Below are 16,045 nucleotides of genomic sequence, written 5' to 3'. Positions count from 1 at the left end.
TGAATAACACTTACGTAAGGTTTCTGTCTTTAAACCATACCTCATCCGGTTTGGCATTGAAATTATCCATCAGATTCACCAATTCTATCGGATCACCGGAAGTAAGGATGAGTTTGCGGTTGGTTGGTTTCAGGAAACGTTGTTCAACCATTACATCCATTTGTTTAAGCAACAGATCGTAAAAGCCGTTCACATTTAATAAACCAATAGGATGATTGTGCAAACCCAATTGCAACCAGGTTAAAACCTCAAAAAACTCCTCAAGAGTGCCCCAGCCACCCGGGAGCGTAATGATGCCTTCACTGAGGTCGTTCATCATTTGCTTACGCTGGTGCATGTTTTCTACGATATGCAATTCTGTTAAACCTGTATGCCCAACTTCCTTATCCATCAAAAATTGGGGGATTATACCGATGGCTTTGCCACCCCTGCTTAAAACTGCATCGGCCATTAAGCCCATGACGCCAACCTTGCCGCCACCAAACACAAGGGCGATATTACGGCTTACCATAACCTCTGCCAATTGTTCAATGGCTTGTTTTAATACAGGATCGCCGTTAAAATTAGCGCCGCAGAATACACAGATAGATTTCATGCTCAATGATAATAAAATTTGTTCGTTGACCTGTTAAGGTTTTGTTACCTGTTAATTGAATTACTCCAATATTGATATATTTAAAAAAATTATCACATGAAAAAACCTATTTTAACCATTATCACTTTTTTTATTATTGTAGCGCAGGCGTTTGCCCAAAACATCATTACTCCTAAAATTGAGCAAAAAGATGATCAATCGACAATCATCAAAAAGATTGAAACCAATAACATATATACTATTGTAACTTTTGTTGGCCACGCCTATCAGGATAATGCATGGTTACAGCTCAATAAAGAAATTTTTATTCAAACCGATTTGAGCAACGCACATTATGACTACGTTAAGTCGGAAAGTATAGCCATGGTGCCGGATAAGAATATCTTAAAAAAGGCCGGCGATAAACTTGAGTTTAAGGTTTATTTTAAGAAAATACCTGCTGCTGCAAAATCAATTGATATTATTGAGCATGCCGGTTTAAGTAAACCCGGAATCAGTTATTTCAACTTTTATAATGTTAGTTTAATTGAGCAAGCTCCTAAAATAGATGTGGTTTTGCTTCCGCCGCCACCAGTACAAAGAGACACAGCCTCTGCAGGCATATTTAATGGAAGCCCCGCAATTGACATGCAAAACGCGATGAATTCTATGGTGCCCATGTATGCATCTATAGCAAGATCTGTGCTCGATGCCCAAATTGCTTATTATAAGCAACCGGGCAAAATAGCCGAAATAGCTAAATTAAATAAAGACTATTTTGATGCACTTGTTAAAGTTGGTTTCAATTACGACCAGGCATTAAAAATCATTACATCTAACAGCTTAATTTCAAAATCTTCATCTGTTACCGGCCAATAAGGCCATTAAAAACAAAAGCGTCTGAAGGATACTTATCTTTCAGACGCTTTTGTTTTATGCAGTTTATATTAAGAATTACCTGCTGGTATAGTTAGGCGCTTCTTTAGTGATAGTAATATCATGCGGATGGCTTTCGCGCATGCCGGCTGCGGTGATGCGTACAAATTTAGCGCGCTGTAGATCTTCGATATTGGCGGCGCCACAGTAGTGCATCCCGGCACGTAAACCACCAATGTATTGGAAAATCACCTCGGCCATGCTTCCTTTAAACGGTACGCGACCAACAATACCTTCGGGCACCAGTTTGGTAACCACATCTGTCTCATCCTGGAAATAGCGGTCTTTTGAGCCCTTAGCCATAGCCTCAACTGAACCCATACCACGGTACGACTTAAATTTACGGCCTTCGTATATGATAGTTTCACCTGGTGATTCTTCAACACCGGCAAATAATGAACCAGCCATGATAGAGCTTGCACCGGCAGCAATAGCTTTAACAATGTCACCGGTTTGTTTGATGCCACCATCGGCAATTACAGGTACACCACGGCCTTCAAGCGCTTTAGCACACTCGTATACCGCGTATAGTTGAGGTACACCTACACCGGCAATGATACGGGTTGTACAAATTGAACCCGGGCCAATACCTACTTTAACAGCGTCAGCGCCGGCATCGGCAAGTGCAATAGCAGCATCACCTGTTGCAATGTTGCCGGCAATTACCTGCAGGTTAGGATAGAGTTTCTTAACCGCCTTAACCATATCAATAACTCCTTTTGAATGGCCGTGAGCTGTATCAACCGTAATTACGTCAACACCGGCATTAACCAGGGCTGTTACACGATCAATATTATCGGCGGCTACACCAACTGCTGCGCCTACGCGTAAACGGCCGTATTCGTCTTTACAGGCATTAGGGAAATTTTTAACTTTCTGAATATCTTTATAAGTGATCAGGCCTACCAGCTTCCCATCTTTATTAACAACCGGTAGTTTCTCAATTTTATTACTTTGCAAAATATTAGCAGCATCGGTCAGGGTAGTTCCTTCCGGCGCAGTGATCAGGTTTGTTTTGGTCATTACTTCACTTACGGGAACGCTCATGTCCTTTTGGAAACGAAGATCGCGGTTGGTGATAATACCTTTCAGGTTTTGATCTGCATCAATAACCGGAATGCCTCCAATGCTGAATTCTTTCATCAGTTGAAAAGCATCTGCTAACAAAGCATCTTCGCGCAAAGTAACAGGATCCTGGATCATGCCGCTTTCTGAGCGCTTTACTTTACGCACCTCGTCAGCTTGTGCCTGTATGGTCATGTTTTTGTGTAACATGCCTATACCACCTGCCTGAGCAATGGCAATAGCCAAATCAGCCTCGGTAACGGTATCCATGGCCGCCGAGATAATAGGAATGTTTAACCGGATGCTTTTAGTTAAGTAAGTTCCGGTATTCACTTCGCGTGGTAAAACTTCTGAATAAGCCGGGAGTAATAAAACGTCGTCGTAAGTTAATCCTTCGGCAACAAATTTTGATGGGTCTAACTGCATAGCAAATAATTATTTTGGAGTTATTATTTGCCGGGCAAAGGTAATAAAATATTTCGGATTTCGGAATTTCGATTTTAGATTTATTTAAAATTGCCTTGGGATGATAATTCAGGATTTTGATATCGGATTTCGGAATTTCGATTTCGGATTTATTTTGATTTGAAGTTTGGAGTATTCGATTCGGAATACTCCCCAATCGGTATCCAAATTAAAAATCATAGCTACAAAATGCTTAAATCCGAAATCGAATGTCCCAACTCCGAAATATCGCTAATATTTCCCTACAATCACTTTGTAAAATTGATCGAAGTGGAAATAAGTATTAGCCAGTTGGATCAGTTTATCGGAAGTAATGTTTTTTACGGTTGCGGTGTACCTGTCGTAATAATCATAATCCAGGCCTGCAAAATAAATGGTTTTGAATTTATCAGCATGTGAAAATACATTTTCCAAACTACCTAATAGTGAGCCAAGCATATAGTTACGCACTAAAGACAGCTCCTCTTCGGGCACCAATTCAGTTTTCAGGATATTGATTTCTTTTTCAATCTCGGTAACGGCCAGCTTGCAAACATCTGCGCCAACTTCTGTTGCTATGAAAAATGAGCCGACTTGTTTAAATGACGCCAGTCCGGAACCTATACCGTAAGTATATCCTTTGTCCTCACGGATATTGGCCATTAACCGCGATCCGAAATAGCCGCCAAATACCGTGTTTAAAACCTGTAATGATTGAAAATCGGCATGCGAACGGTTGATGATAGGTGTACCTATCCTGATTGCCGACTGCAATGCCTCCGGTTTTTCAGTAAAATAAAAAAGATCGGCAGCCGCATTTATATCCGGTTGATTTGTAATTGCCGGTACCGCTGTATTTGTCCAGTTTTTTTCAAATGTTTCTGCTAACAGCGTCAACGTTTGGGGCTCAACCTTACCGGCTACAACAATGGTACAATTAGAAGGCTGGTACATTTTTTTGTAATGAGCCAGCATATCATCATGTTGAAGGGTTTGGTAATCGGCCATTTCTGATGCATAACCAAAAATGGTGGTTCCATAAACGGCCCTGTTAAACGTGCGGCGTGCCACCACGTCATTTTTTTGCAGGCTAACCTGTAGTTTTTGCTGCTGATTACGCTTAAAGGTTTCCAGTTCTTTTTCGGGGAAGATGGAATTTTGGAGTATATCGGCAATAACCGGCAAGGTATGCTGCAGGTGTTTATTCAGGCTATAAAGCGTAACCTGCGAGTTTTCATACCCATAGTCTACCTGTAAAAAAGCGCCGTAAAAATCAATTTTATCAGCTATTTGGGCAGCTGTTAAAGTTGTAGTGCCATCGGTAAGCATGGAATTTACAGCCATGTTAAGCAGCGGCTTTGCCGGATCGAAGCTAAGGTTGCCGAAGATCCACTCAATACGTACCAGTTCCTGATCGCCAGAGTTAAAACTAAAAACATTGGCGCCATTACCAAGCTGCTGGTGCTCCGGCCTGATGAGGCTTATATTGTCGATAGCCCTGAACTCAGGAGCTAATTGTCTGTTAATCATATATTACTTTGTTTAACCCTGATTTTCGTGGTTTTAAGATATCTTGACTCAAAATTGCTTAGTATCAGAGGTGTCTTAAAATCAGGCAAATCAAGGTTTGTTTACTTCTCTGCTAAATAAATAAGCGTTGATGAATTATCCTTTTTGAACAGTTTATTGGCTTGCTCTTTTACCTGCGCGGCAGTTACGGCTATGTATTTAGCCGTTTCATGATTGATCAGGTCTGCATCGCCAAGCAACTCAAACGAGGCCAGGTTCATGGCCTTATCTAACAACGACATTTCTGAAAATATCATGGTTGATTCGGTCTTGTTCTGAACCTTGGTAAGCTCATCTGCCGGAATTTCTTCTGCTTTTACTTTCTCCAGCTCTTCCCACAAAGCAGCTTCGGCCTGTTCAATGCTGATTCCCTCAAGCGGCTTTCCCTCTAATACAAACATGCCTTTATCCAGGCTGCCTGTAATATAAGCATGCACTTCACTGAAGATCTGCTTTTCTTTGATCAACGATTTATACAATCGTGATGAATTACCTCTCGAAAGGATATCAGAAAGCAATTCAACAGCATAATAGTCTTCGTCTGTACGGGCACCCATCTGAAATGCGATATACACATCATTAAGTGGCACTTTGGCAGTAACCGTTTCACGGCGGGCTTTCTGTTGTTCCGGCTCTTGCGGCAAGTTACGATGATACTTTTCGCCGGCGGGTATCTGGCCAAACCATTTTTCAGAAAGCTCTTTTATCTGTTCGGTTGTTACGTTGCCCCCTACTACCATAATGGCATTTTGCGGGTTATAATGTTTTTTGAAAAACGCTTTTACATCCTCAATCCTGGCATCTTCAATATGTTTGATGGTTTTGCCGATGGTTGCCCAGCGATAAGGATGTTTTTTATAAACCAGCGGACGAAGCTTTAGCCAAACGTCCCCATATGGCTGATTTAGATAGCGTTGTTTAAACTCTTCGATAACTACGTTGCGCTGTACCTCAAGGCTTTTTTCGCTGAACGCAAGGCTCAGCATCCGGTCGCTTTCCAGCCAAAAAGCAGTTTCAAGATTGGCCGATGGCAGGGTGATATAATAGTTGGTGATATCGTTGCTGGTAAAGGCGTTATTTTCGCCTCCTACCCTTTGCAGGGGTTCATCATAAACAGGAATATTTACAGAGCCGCCAAACATCAGGTGTTCAAACAAATGGGCGAAACCGGTTTGTTCCGGATCTTCATCGCGTGCGCCAACATCATACAGAATATTGAGCACGGCCATAGGTGTGGTATTATCTTCATGCACAATAACCCTAAGGCCATTGTCAAGTGTGAATCGGTTGAATTTAACCATGTATCTATTAAGTTTTTAATACGGATAGCAAATGTATAACTTTTGATGACATTGAAAGTGAATGCCAAAAATGAACAAGTGTTTTAGGTTAGGCACCGGTATTTTTTTACTTTTAGGCTACCAATGACCTGCGACGAACTTACCCAAAAAATAGCGAATACCATAGGCAAACTCAAAGTGCTTGAACTAACTCGTATTTTGACGGAACAACAATTTGATTTGCGCGACCTGATAGAGATTACCTTTCATGCCGATAAGCCCCTCGGTTTCAGGGCGGCATGGCTGCTGGAAAATATGTTTTTAAAAGATGCTGAGGTTTTTACCAATAATCTTGAATACCTGATTGCACGCTTACCACAGGTCACTAACCCGGGATGTCAAAGGCATTACGCTAAAATACTGATGCATGCTACCGAAGAAAAGGAACAATCGCTGGTAAAACAAAAACTAAACAGCCTTGATCTTGAACCTGCGGTTGAGCAGCTTTTTGACTGGATGATAGATCCCAAAGTAAAAATTGCAGTGAAAGTATTTGCAGGCTGGGCCTTGCTCAATTTGCGCTTCCGCTATCCCTGGGTAGCCGATGAGCTGCCCGCTCAACTGGAATTTTTGATGCGTGACGGTACACCTGCAATTCAATCGGCAGGAAAGAAAATGATAAAGGAATTGAGCCCCTCTAAATCTCTCATAAAAGAGAGACCTTAAAAAGCCAAAAGCCGGCAACAAATATCCCGCTGTCCCTACAGAAATATTTGTCGCCGACTTTTAACTTAAGATTTTAGACTTAAGACTACCAACTTACGCCGTCGGCCTGTCTTCGCCGTGCAGGTTATGGCTTACCTGTCCATGATGTAGCTTGGCAGCCAGGGCTGAGGAGCTATCATCGGCATAGGTACCATAAGCATTTACCAACACACCTTTTAAGTTATATTTTGATGATGATACCGCATATACTATCGACATATCTGATGGGTTACTTGCTCCTTCAAAACGGTAAAACTCATCTATCTCAAAGTCATCGGCAGTCATATGGATATCTTTTTCTTTATCGTCAATGGTTTCGCCATCAAGGCTAAGATTAGCTGTATATCCCCTTTTCAGGAGGTCGTTAGTGGCATCCACTAAGGTTTCATAATTTTTCATGGTGATGTTTTTGTATAGGTAAACAAAAAATGACCTTATTGATCACCTTCTGTTATTATAACTTCAAAAGCAACCAACTTGTTTGAAGCATGAGCATAAAAAAGTCCTGTTGCCACCGGCAACAGGACTTAAACTAACAATTGCACTTCCCTTTGAGGAAAGTCTTTATATTCTTATTGGGCTTTAGCCAGCCACAATGAAGCATTTAAATGAAATGCCGAGTGAGAAGTATAGCCAGATGGAGCATCGCCAGACCAGCCATTAAACAAGTTATCGCCTGTATCACCTGTACCGTCGTCAGCATCTGAACTATCACCTATCCAAACTACACGGCCGCTACCATAGGTTGCCAATAATGCCATAGCGTTAGCTGTACCACCGTTAGTAGCGCTGTTGCGCCAGAACAATCCCTGTACACTTGAATTATTAGCCGGGTATAAGGTTGCTGTTGAACCATCATAGAATGCCATTTTTGAAGCTGTACCGGCCGCACCATTCAGTACTTTCTGCGCATTGGCATTTGAGCCGGTGTAAACATTGGTTGAAGGGCTTTCATTGATATCAACATAATTAATGTTAAAGCCAAAAGGGTTGTTATTGTTGATACCGTTATTGGTCATCAAATCATTCCAAACCCTTGGTGAATCATAACCGTCACCATCACGATCTGACGGATTGTAGCCATTAGCATCGGTGCCGGCAGTTGTTGCTGCGGTATGGTCTGCTACCATGAATAAACCGCCACCATTAGCCACAAAGTTCATCAAGGCAGTTTTTTCGGCAGCAGTAAATAAACGGTTAGGTTCGCAAACCACAAATACGTCATAGTTGCTCAAATCCTGGGCACCACCGCCACCATAAGTAATCGCTGTCCCTACCGGAAGTGATTCAACCAGTTCGCCGCGCTTTACCAGTTCCACAGCCCATGCTGAAAGAGCGCCTTTCCAATAAGTTTCAGAAGTAGATGAAGTAATACCGGTGTATGATGGCGTAGGGATACGCTGAGCCTTGGTTTCTGTAGTGGTTCCGCCGGTGTAAATAGCTACCTGTTCGGTGCCATCGGCGTCTATCTGCCAATCGGCGCTGCCTGCATTTTCAAGGTGACTTGCATCAAACAGGAATTTTTTGCCTGTAAGTACTGTGCCACCGCCACCAGTACCACCACCGGCGTTGTCATTAATGGTAATATCATCTATATTGATACGGTTGCTGCCGCCGGTGAGCTTACGGATCTCTAAACGTACATTACCGGTTTGGGTAATGGTAAAGGTTGAAACTGTTAATGTTGCTGTGGTAGTAATTGCCGAACCCGACTGAGCCCATGATGAGCCGCCATCAACCGAATAAAACAAACCCCAGGTACTCGCGCTGTCGCCATTGTAAGTTGCGCTTTTAATGGTAACTGTGCTGATACCTGTAGTGACATCAAATAACATGGTAATTTTACCGGTGTTACGTACGCGGGCACTCCATGAACCTGCTTTTTGATCGGCAGCGAGATTACCTATCAGGGCATCGTACATATTCCATGAAGCGCCTGATAAAGTAACATTGTCGCCGCTTGATGAGCCGGTTGGCGATACATCATAAGCAGTTTTAGGACTGGTTGAGCCAACTTCAAAACCCTGTGTTAAGGACACAGCTAAGGTTTTGATTGTTTTGTTGGTGATAGTTTGATCAGCATCTTTTAATGCAGGCATCTGGCCATTTTTCTGACAACCTGCCAGCATGCCTGTTGCGGCAGCGGCCAATACCCACATACGTAGATTAGTAAGCTTTAGCATAATGATTTTTTTAGGTTTTATGTATAAGTTAATGATATTGAATTATACGGTAAAAGTGCACGAAGGTTAATTCGTAATCATTTCTATTTCATTAACTTATTGTTAAGCAAACCCATTGAAACTTATAATCCGGTTTTTACATGGCCGGTTATGTATTCCATTTTCAAGAGCTGAAAATTATGGAACACCATATAATTTGTAACCACTTAGCCGCTAATATTTATACAAAAAAGGGGTTAACATATTCCTTGCATTAAAGGTGTGTAATTATTTGATTATTAGATATATGGTTAAATATTAACCCTAAGCCATGATAACTCTGTTAACCCCCTTTTATTATTAGAGTCAATCTAACCCTAAGCCATGTATCGCTTAAGTATCTCAATACAACAAAAAAAGAGGCTGATTTACAGCCTCCTTTCACTATTAAAAATCATTCAAGTTATCTGGCAAAATATGCCCCTATTCGTTTAGCAAAAGCCACGGTAAGTATCCCAATGAATATTTTTGCCCCTGCCGATATTACGCTACTTTGTTCGCTAACGTTAGCAAGCGTATACAGATGGTATAAAAAATCGGGAATGGTGCTAACCAGTAAGAGCCCTCCTATGATCACCAGTGATATTTCGTAGATAACCTTTCGCTCGGCAAAAAGCTTCGCGTTTTCCTGGTAGTCACTTTCATTGGTGATCCAGCGGGTAATTCTTTTTGTGCCGGAAATAAGTATTACGGCTAACACGATCAGGAAAATAAAGTTTAACCCGTTTACAATTAACAGGCTACCCTGGTCGGCTGCTTGTTGCTCTACAGGTGAACTTGCATGATTACTAATAAAGGTGATAAGGCCGGGAAGTTTAGAAATATCGGCCACCAGCAGGTATATACCCAGTATTTTAATGGCGACCTCATAGATGTCGGATTTTTTCATTCGTCTTAATTAGGGATTAATTGGTTTATGGCTTACAATATAAACAATTGTACCCCAAGTAAAAGATAAATGAATGTCCCGTGATAAATTATTCCAGGTAGTAGTGCCTGATCCTGTTCAGTCCTTCGTCAAGCTCATAAACCCATGGAGTTGCCGTAGGGATTTCCAGCGCCGTAACCTCATCATCGCTTAAATTATCAATATATTTTATAAGTGACCGAAGGCTGTTGCCGTGTGCCACAACGATAACCTTTTGGTTGCGCCGTATAGCCCTTACAATTCTTTCGTTCCAAAAGGGCAATACCCTATCCATGGTTTCGCTCAGGTTTTCTGTTAAGGGCAGTTCGCGCTCGGTCAGGTCTTTATACCTCAAATCGTGCCCGGGATATCTTGGGTCTTCTTTGGTTATAGCGGGTGGATGCTCATTAGGATCGCGGCGCCATTTTAATACCTGCTCCTCTCCGTATTGAGCAATAGTTTCATCTTTATTTAAGCCCTGTAAGGCACCGTAAAAGCGTTCGTTCAATCGCCATGATTTTTCAACGGGTATCCACAGGTGATCAAGTTCTTCCAAAATATAATGGAGCGTTTTGATAGATCGTTTTAAGTATGATGTGAAGCCAACATCAAAGTTGTAACCATTTTTATTGAGGATTTTCCCGGCGTTATGGGCCTGGTCGTACCCTTGGGCCGAAAGGTCAACGTCTTCCCATCCGGTAAAACGGTTTTGTTGATTAAAAACGCTTTCACCGTGGCGTATTAATACTAATTTTTGCATAGGTATTTAGTTAACGCAAAAGTAAGCTAAGGGTTGTGAAAAACTTGCTTAATATTTATAAATCAGTTAGCTTGCGGTACAAACCAAATAAACTAAAACCTACTATGATCCCTACTACACCAGTACCGGTGAAGGATGGCATTGCCAACCCTGCGCCGCTTGGCCTATGCGCTTTCGGAATGACTACCGTTTTATTAAACATCCACAATGCCGGCTTTTTTGAAATGAACACCATGATTTTAGGCATGGGCATATTTTATGGTGGATTAGCACAGGTTATTGCCGGTGTTATCGAAGCTAAAAAGAACAACACTTTCGGGCTTACAGCCTTTACATCTTATGGATTTTTCTGGCTTTCATTAGTTGGCTTACTGGTGATGCCAAAACTTGGCTGGGGAGCTGCGCCATCTGAAGGTGCCATGATAGCTTACCTGAGTATCTGGGGCGTATTTACTTTCCTTTTATTTTTCGGCACGTTAAGGCTCAACCGCGCTTTGCAATTTGTTTTTGCATCGTTAACCATATTGTTTTTCTTGTTGGTAGCAGGTGATGCTACGGGCAATGCAAGCATTAAACACCTCGCCGGTTATGAGGGCATTATCTGCGGTGCTTCGGCCATTTATACCGGTATTGCCAACGTATTAAATGAAGTTTACGGAAAAACCGTTTTGCCAATTGGCCCGGTAAAGGTTTAAATTATTTCAGCTAAATTGCGTGGGTGAAAGATTATAAAAAATATTACAGCATACCGGCCACTCCCGAAGAGATCTATATGGCCATAACCAACCCGGTTACCATTGAATTGTGGACTGGTGAAGTTGCAGAAATGTCAACAGAGCCAGGCTCCGAATTTTCTATGTGGGATGGCAGCATTGTGGGCAAAAACATTGAGTTTGAACCCAATAAAAAAGTTGTACAGCAATGGTATTTTGAAGGGCAAAGCGATAATTCTATCGTAACCATCAAGCTGCATGCTGACAAACAAGGCACTTCGGCCGAGTTAAGGCACACCAACATTCCGGATGATGATTATAATGACATTGTTGAAGGATGGAACGACAGTTACTTCGGTGGCCTGATCGACTTTTTTGAAGGAGCATAAACCAGTATTACCTTTTTAATTAAATACACTACACCCATGAAACAAGGTCTTTTAATTGATATGGATGGGGTGATTTACAGTGGCGAAGAACTTATATACGGCGCTGATAAATTCATCAAACATCTTATTGATAGTGACATTCCCTTTACTTTTATGACCAACAACAGCCAGCGCACCAGCCTGGAAGTTGTACGCAAACTAAAAAGACTGGGAATAACTGTAGAAACAAAACACGTTTATACCAGCGCTATGGCTACCGGGAAATTCCTGGGCGATCAAAGCCCCAACGGTACCGCGTTTGTATTAGGCGAAGGCGGCCTGCTAACCAGCCTGCACGAAAACGGCATCACGCTTGTCGATTCAGATCCTGAGTTTGTGGTTTTAGGTGAAGGCCGCAATTTTACGTTGGAAATGGTGCAGCGTGCGGTTGATATGATCCTGGCCGGTGCTAAGTTTATAACCACCAATAGAGACCCTTCTCCTAAAAAACCAGGCTGGAATAATTTGGGCATTGCAGCAACAACTGCCATGATTGAAGAAGCTACCGGCCGTAAAGCATTTGTAACCGGCAAGCCAAGCCCGGTGATGATGCGCTCGGCAAGGAAATTCCTGGGCCTCGAAACTGCCGAAACAACCGTAATTGGTGATACCATGGAAACTGATATCCAGGGTGGTGTACAGATGGGTTATAAAACAATCCTTGTATTATCCGGCATTGCAAGTAAAGACCAGTTGAGCCATTATGCCTTTAAACCAGACATGGTAGCAAGCTCGGTTGATAAAATAACTTTTCCGCTTAAATGGTGGCAATAAGCTAAATCTGTAAGTCTTTTTAAAAGCGGATAGTCATGTTTATTGGTTGTCCGCTTTTAATTTTTGACGTAGTGAGTAAATGAACCATTTTGAGAAATTTCAGAATGCGTTTCTGTAATTTGATCGCCGGGGTTATATCATTACTCTTGTCAACACATCCACCAGTTCCTGAATTTCAAAAGGCTTACCGATATAAGCATCAGCTTCTCCAAGGGCTGCTTTTTGTTTGATTGCCGGGTTAGCAGAAATCAGGACCACAGGGATTTCCCGGGTTACGGGCTTCGATTTAAATAAAATGCAAATTATATGGCCGCTAATAATCGGCAGGTTCTCATCAAGTAAAAAACAATTGGGCTGTAAGGCCACCATTTCCTCCAGGGTGGTAAATGCGCTAAATCCAGACACCCGGAAGCCCTCGTTTTCAAGCAGCAAGGTGGTAGACTCAAGGATGTCAGGCTCGTCTTCTATTAATACAATGTGTTTACTCATAAATTACCCTAATTCTACGAAATTGTTGCCTTAGTAGTTGTGTGGCCGCGAAAGTATGATAAAATCTGTAACCATGTTGTTAATGCCCGCGTCTCAATTAAAATACACATTATACTTTGCCTTCCAATGAGAAATTACTTACAATACTTATACCATAAATACCGCAGATTATTTACGCTTATCTTGTTAGTTTCGTTTGTGTTCCGTAATACATCAGAAGCTCAAATAGCCACTTCAACCGGAAAAATCATCAGTAACGCCTCTATGGACAGTTTTCTGCAAAAGCAGATGGATTCACTAAAGCTCCCCGGATTGTCTATAGCATTTATCAATAAAGGTAAAATCATTTATCACCGTGCATTAGGTGTAACTGATATTAAAACAAAGAAGCCGGTAGATGAACAGTCTGTTTTTGAAGCGGCCTCGCTTTCCAAACCGGTATTTGCCTACTGGGTTATGAAACTGGTTGACCGGGGCGTATTAAATCTGGATACTCCTTTGTATAAATATCTTCCGTATCCAGATATCGCACAGGACGAAAGGTACAAACTGATTACTGCACGAATGGTGCTTTCTCATCAATCGGGCTTTCCAAACTGGCGCTTCTTCACTGCCGATTCATCTTTACATGTTAAGCCGGGTGCACTTTATTTGAATTTCAAGCCAGGAGCATCCTTTGGCTATTCGGGCGAAGGTTTTCTTTACCTGGGTAAAGTTGTTGCGCATCTGCTTAACCGGTCGTTGCAAAATATGGAGCCTGCATTTGAAAAAGATGTGGCCCAACTGCTGCATATGCCCCATAGCTCATACACTGCTAACCCATATATTTTGGAACACAAGGTAAAAGGTCATCAAGATGGGCATATTGACCCTACGAATGGATTAAACTGGCCCATTTTGCCATCTTTAGGTATAGATTCAAATACGTTTAATCCTGCAGCTTCCCTGCATACCAACGCTTTGGATTACGCAGCTTTTATCATAGCGTTAATGAAAGACAAAGGATTAAGCTCAGCAAGCTTCAGAGAAATGTACCGCCCGCAACTGAACGTTCCACTTCCCGAAGACTTTCGTAAGGCGGGCTATTCAACCTGGGGGTTGGGCATAGCAATTGCGCAAAGTTCATCAGGTACAGTTTACCTGCATTCGGGTAATAATGGCAATTTTCAATCTGCTTTCATGATGGATAAAGCCCGAAAATCCGGCTATGTTTTTTTCACCAATTGCGATCACGGGAACGTTTTTAATGAGAAACTGGAGGCCTTCCTTTCGCTTAAATAGGATTGCTATATTTGCTGCATGGATACACCACTCCAACTTTCCACTTTTGAATCTGAGTTTCGCGTACGCCCTGATGATATCGATATGTTTCAGCACGTGCATAACAGCAAATACTTTGATTATGTACTGGCTGCCCGTTATGATCAGATGGAACGCTGCTACGGTATGGCCATGGAAAAATTTATGGAGCGTGGCTTTGGCTGGGTGGTGCGTACAGCCCATGTTGACTATAAGCGCGCCCTAACCATGGGCGATTACTTTATTGTAAAAACCGGCATTGAAAGTATCGATGATAAGGGCTGCCGCGTAAAGTTTGCCATTACCAATAAAACTACAAAAAAAATCTGCTGTGATGGTTGGTTTGATTACGTGATGATTGATATGGCTACCGGACGCGGAGCAAAGATTCCGCAGGATGTAATTGATCAGTACCTGATTTGACCTCAACTCCGCGGGTGAAATTGGCTTATCGTACTTTTTAAATACTCCCGGTCTAAATGCGTATAAATCTCCGTTGTTGTAATACTTTCGTGGCCCAGCATTTCCTGTACGGCGCGTAAATCAGCGCCGCCCTCAACCAAATGCGTAGCGAATGAATGGCGAAATGTATGCGGGCTTATCTTTTTCTTTAGGCCAATTGTTTCGGCAAGGCCTTTAATGGTTAAAAAAATGATCTGCCGACTTAGCCTTGTACCACGCCTGTTTAAGAAAACGTAGTCCTCCTCTCCTTTTTTGATGGGATTGTGGACCCTTACATTCTCTATCCAGAGCTTCATTGCTTTTATAGCTTCACTTCCTATAGGCACCAATCGTTCCTTATTGCCTTTTCCCGTCACCTTTATAAATTCAATATCAAGGTATAGGTTGGAGAGCTTCAGTTCGGTAAGTTCGGATACCCGTAATCCTGATCCGTACAGTGTTTCCAGGATAGCTTTGTTACGCATGCCTTCAGGTTTTGCAAGATCAAGGGCAGCTATAATTTTATTGATCTCTTCATAACTCAACGTATCCGGCAGCTTGCGCCTGATCTTTGGCGATTCGAGCAATTCTGATGGATCGGTTTTGATCATATCCTCCATCAGCAGATATTTATAAAAAGCTTTGATGCCCGAAAGGATCCTGGCCTGCGATGAAGGGATCATCCCCAACTCATTTATCCAGTTGATGAACCCTCGTAAATCAGTTAAAGTAATTAATTTAGGTTTCAGTTTAACTATCTGTGAATCTGAATATTGATATAGTTTCTCTATGTCTCTGCTATAAGCTTCGATAGAGTTATCGGAAAGGGATTTCTCTAACTTTAAATATGCCTGGAAACCTTTTATTGCCGAACGCCAATCCAATTGATTTTAGTTTTGATGATTTATAGCTAAGTTTGAACTAATGAAGATACAAATTATAAATGGCCCAAATTTGAACCTGCTGGGCGTTCGCGAAAAATCAATCTATGGCGATGCCAGTTTTGAAACCTATCTTGAAACCCTGCGCCAACGCTTTGCAAACATCACTATTGATTATTATCAAAGCAACATTGAGGGCGAAATTATAAATAAACTGCATGAAATTGGTTTTAGTTACGATGGCATTGTGATGAATGCTGGCGCCTACACCCATACTTCCATTGCCATAGCTGACGCCATTGCCGCCATTAATACGCCGGTTATCGAAGTGCATATTTCTAACGTACACAAACGTGAGGAGTTCAGGCATAAATCAATGATAGCAGCCAATTGCCGCGGGGTAATTGCAGGTTTTGGAATGGACAGCTACAGATTAGCCATTGAAAATCTGTCGGTTAAATAATATTAAATTATTTTATCGTTTTGATAAAACGCTTT

18 protein-coding genes are annotated in these 16,045 nt (G+C 41.9%); 8 read left to right on the top strand and 10 right to left on the bottom strand.

Annotation, left to right across the window (positions count from 1 at the left end; all coding sequences use genetic code 11):
* Nucleotides 1-10: 10 nt before the first annotated feature.
* Nucleotides 11-595 carry an LOG family protein gene (locus BMX50_RS01480; protein ID WP_091206663.1) on the bottom strand — a complete coding sequence of 195 codons (585 nt, stop codon included), beginning with the start codon at nucleotides 593-595 and terminating at the stop codon, nucleotides 11-13.
* Between the two features lie 96 nt (nucleotides 596-691).
* Here BMX50_RS01480 and BMX50_RS01475 point away from each other — a divergent pair, with 96 nt between their 5' ends.
* Nucleotides 692-1,453 (top strand): hypothetical protein, encoded by a 762-nt coding sequence (locus tag BMX50_RS01475; protein WP_091206660.1) that lies wholly within the window; start codon nucleotides 692-694, stop codon nucleotides 1,451-1,453.
* A gap of 75 nt (nucleotides 1,454-1,528) precedes the next feature.
* On the opposite strand, the gene guaB is transcribed toward BMX50_RS01475, so the two are convergent.
* From guaB to BMX50_RS01460, 3 genes are all read right to left on the bottom strand, one after another.
* Nucleotides 1,529-3,001: an IMP dehydrogenase gene (guaB, locus tag BMX50_RS01470; RefSeq protein WP_091206658.1), complete on the bottom strand. Its 1,473-nt coding sequence runs from the start codon at nucleotides 2,999-3,001 to the stop codon at nucleotides 1,529-1,531.
* A 270-nt stretch (nucleotides 3,002-3,271) separates the two neighbouring features.
* Complete coding sequence (locus tag BMX50_RS01465; protein WP_091206654.1) at nucleotides 3,272-4,549, bottom strand: M16 family metallopeptidase; 1,278 nt, start codon at nucleotides 4,547-4,549, stop codon at nucleotides 3,272-3,274.
* A 101-nt stretch (nucleotides 4,550-4,650) separates the two neighbouring features.
* Nucleotides 4,651-5,889 carry a M16 family metallopeptidase gene (locus BMX50_RS01460; RefSeq protein WP_091206651.1) on the bottom strand — a complete coding sequence of 413 codons (1,239 nt, stop codon included), beginning with the start codon at nucleotides 5,887-5,889 and terminating at the stop codon, nucleotides 4,651-4,653.
* A 123-nt stretch (nucleotides 5,890-6,012) separates the two neighbouring features.
* Here BMX50_RS01460 and BMX50_RS01455 point away from each other — a divergent pair, with 123 nt between their 5' ends.
* Complete coding sequence (locus tag BMX50_RS01455) at nucleotides 6,013-6,594, top strand: hypothetical protein (protein WP_091206648.1); 582 nt, start codon at nucleotides 6,013-6,015, stop codon at nucleotides 6,592-6,594.
* Nucleotides 6,595-6,687: 93 nt separating this feature from the next.
* Here BMX50_RS01455 and BMX50_RS01450 read toward each other — a convergent pair whose 3' ends face one another.
* From BMX50_RS01450 to gpmA, 4 genes are all read right to left on the bottom strand, one after another.
* A complete protein-coding gene (locus BMX50_RS01450) occupies nucleotides 6,688-7,032 on the bottom strand; it encodes a phosphoribosylpyrophosphate synthetase (protein ID WP_091206646.1) in 345 nt (114 codons plus the stop codon).
* Nucleotides 7,033-7,205: 173 nt separating this feature from the next.
* A complete protein-coding gene (locus BMX50_RS01445; protein WP_091206643.1) occupies nucleotides 7,206-8,816 on the bottom strand; it encodes a hydrolase in 1,611 nt (536 codons plus the stop codon).
* 442 nt (nucleotides 8,817-9,258) lie between these two features.
* Entirely contained in the window at nucleotides 9,259-9,744 is a 486-nt protein-coding gene (locus BMX50_RS01440) for a hypothetical protein (RefSeq protein WP_091206641.1), read from the bottom strand.
* Nucleotides 9,745-9,832: 88 nt separating this feature from the next.
* Entirely contained in the window at nucleotides 9,833-10,522 is a 690-nt protein-coding gene (gene gpmA, locus BMX50_RS01435) for a 2,3-diphosphoglycerate-dependent phosphoglycerate mutase (protein WP_091206638.1), read from the bottom strand.
* A gap of 104 nt (nucleotides 10,523-10,626) precedes the next feature.
* On the opposite strand from gpmA, the gene BMX50_RS01430 reads away from it, so the two are divergent.
* Genes BMX50_RS01430 through BMX50_RS01420 form a run of 3 tightly spaced genes read left to right on the top strand, consistent with a single transcriptional unit; the run spans nucleotide 10,627 to nucleotide 12,437 of the window.
* Entirely contained in the window at nucleotides 10,627-11,217 is a 591-nt protein-coding gene (locus BMX50_RS01430) for an acetate uptake transporter (RefSeq protein WP_091208528.1), read from the top strand.
* A 23-nt stretch (nucleotides 11,218-11,240) separates the two neighbouring features.
* Nucleotides 11,241-11,624 (top strand): SRPBCC domain-containing protein, encoded by a 384-nt coding sequence (locus BMX50_RS01425; protein WP_091206635.1) that lies wholly within the window; start codon nucleotides 11,241-11,243, stop codon nucleotides 11,622-11,624.
* Nucleotides 11,625-11,660: 36 nt separating this feature from the next.
* The gene (locus BMX50_RS01420; RefSeq protein WP_091206633.1) at nucleotides 11,661-12,437 is read left to right on the top strand and encodes an HAD-IIA family hydrolase; all 777 of its coding nucleotides are present in this window, start codon (nucleotides 11,661-11,663) and stop codon (nucleotides 12,435-12,437) included.
* 132 nt (nucleotides 12,438-12,569) lie between these two features.
* Here the strand turns inward: BMX50_RS01420 and BMX50_RS01415 are convergent, their stop codons facing one another.
* Nucleotides 12,570-12,926, bottom strand: coding sequence for a response regulator (locus BMX50_RS01415; RefSeq protein ID WP_091206630.1), 357 nt, complete (start codon nucleotides 12,924-12,926; stop codon nucleotides 12,570-12,572).
* 126 nt (nucleotides 12,927-13,052) lie between these two features.
* On the opposite strand from BMX50_RS01415, the gene BMX50_RS01410 reads away from it, so the two are divergent.
* Nucleotides 13,053-14,207 (top strand): serine hydrolase domain-containing protein, encoded by a 1,155-nt coding sequence (locus tag BMX50_RS01410; protein ID WP_091206627.1) that lies wholly within the window; start codon nucleotides 13,053-13,055, stop codon nucleotides 14,205-14,207.
* 18 nt (nucleotides 14,208-14,225) lie between these two features.
* The gene (locus BMX50_RS01405; RefSeq protein ID WP_091206624.1) at nucleotides 14,226-14,648 is read left to right on the top strand and encodes an acyl-CoA thioesterase; all 423 of its coding nucleotides are present in this window, start codon (nucleotides 14,226-14,228) and stop codon (nucleotides 14,646-14,648) included.
* A gap of 2 nt (nucleotides 14,649-14,650) precedes the next feature.
* On the opposite strand, the gene xerD is transcribed toward BMX50_RS01405, so the two are convergent.
* Nucleotides 14,651-15,550: a site-specific tyrosine recombinase XerD gene (gene xerD / locus BMX50_RS01400; RefSeq protein ID WP_091206621.1), complete on the bottom strand. Its 900-nt coding sequence runs from the start codon at nucleotides 15,548-15,550 to the stop codon at nucleotides 14,651-14,653.
* A 40-nt stretch (nucleotides 15,551-15,590) separates the two neighbouring features.
* Here xerD and aroQ point away from each other — a divergent pair, with 40 nt between their 5' ends.
* Nucleotides 15,591-16,010 carry a type II 3-dehydroquinate dehydratase gene (aroQ, locus tag BMX50_RS01395; RefSeq protein ID WP_091206618.1) on the top strand — a complete coding sequence of 140 codons (420 nt, stop codon included), beginning with the start codon at nucleotides 15,591-15,593 and terminating at the stop codon, nucleotides 16,008-16,010.
* The last annotated feature ends 35 nt before the right edge of the window (nucleotides 16,011-16,045 follow it).

It is taken from the genome of Mucilaginibacter gossypiicola (assembly GCF_900110105.1).
Lineage (GTDB): Bacteria > Bacteroidota > Bacteroidia > Sphingobacteriales > Sphingobacteriaceae > Mucilaginibacter > Mucilaginibacter gossypiicola.
Note: the sequence above shows the minus strand (reverse complement) of the source record. Positions and strands in the feature narration are given on the sequence as shown.

What these genes read in the sequence shown, in the direction of transcription:
- BMX50_RS01480 (WP_091206663.1), bottom strand. Translation starts at nt 595, where the DNA reads ATGAAATCTATCTGTGTATTCTGCGGCGCTAATTTTAACGGCGATCCT.
- BMX50_RS01475 (WP_091206660.1), top strand. Translation starts at nt 692, where the DNA reads ATGAAAAAACCTATTTTAACCATTATCACTTTTTTTATTATTGTAGCG.
- guaB (WP_091206658.1), bottom strand. Translation starts at nt 3,001, where the DNA reads ATGCAGTTAGACCCATCAAAATTTGTTGCCGAAGGATTAACTTACGAC.
- BMX50_RS01465 (WP_091206654.1), bottom strand. Translation starts at nt 4,549, where the DNA reads ATGATTAACAGACAATTAGCTCCTGAGTTCAGGGCTATCGACAATATA.
- BMX50_RS01460 (WP_091206651.1), bottom strand. Translation starts at nt 5,889, where the DNA reads ATGGTTAAATTCAACCGATTCACACTTGACAATGGCCTTAGGGTTATT.
- BMX50_RS01455 (WP_091206648.1), top strand. Translation starts at nt 6,013, where the DNA reads ATGACCTGCGACGAACTTACCCAAAAAATAGCGAATACCATAGGCAAA.
- BMX50_RS01450 (WP_091206646.1), bottom strand. Translation starts at nt 7,032, where the DNA reads ATGAAAAATTATGAAACCTTAGTGGATGCCACTAACGACCTCCTGAAA.
- BMX50_RS01445 (WP_091206643.1), bottom strand. Translation starts at nt 8,816, where the DNA reads ATGCTAAAGCTTACTAATCTACGTATGTGGGTATTGGCCGCTGCCGCA.
- BMX50_RS01440 (WP_091206641.1), bottom strand. Translation starts at nt 9,744, where the DNA reads ATGAAAAAATCCGACATCTATGAGGTCGCCATTAAAATACTGGGTATA.
- gpmA (WP_091206638.1), bottom strand. Translation starts at nt 10,522, where the DNA reads ATGCAAAAATTAGTATTAATACGCCACGGTGAAAGCGTTTTTAATCAA.
- BMX50_RS01430 (WP_091208528.1), top strand. Translation starts at nt 10,627, where the DNA reads ATGATCCCTACTACACCAGTACCGGTGAAGGATGGCATTGCCAACCCT.
- BMX50_RS01420 (WP_091206633.1), top strand. Translation starts at nt 11,661, where the DNA reads ATGAAACAAGGTCTTTTAATTGATATGGATGGGGTGATTTACAGTGGC.
- BMX50_RS01415 (WP_091206630.1), bottom strand. Translation starts at nt 12,926, where the DNA reads ATGAGTAAACACATTGTATTAATAGAAGACGAGCCTGACATCCTTGAG.
- BMX50_RS01410 (WP_091206627.1), top strand. Translation starts at nt 13,053, where the DNA reads ATGAGAAATTACTTACAATACTTATACCATAAATACCGCAGATTATTT.
- BMX50_RS01405 (WP_091206624.1), top strand. Translation starts at nt 14,226, where the DNA reads ATGGATACACCACTCCAACTTTCCACTTTTGAATCTGAGTTTCGCGTA.
- aroQ (WP_091206618.1), top strand. Translation starts at nt 15,591, where the DNA reads ATGAAGATACAAATTATAAATGGCCCAAATTTGAACCTGCTGGGCGTT.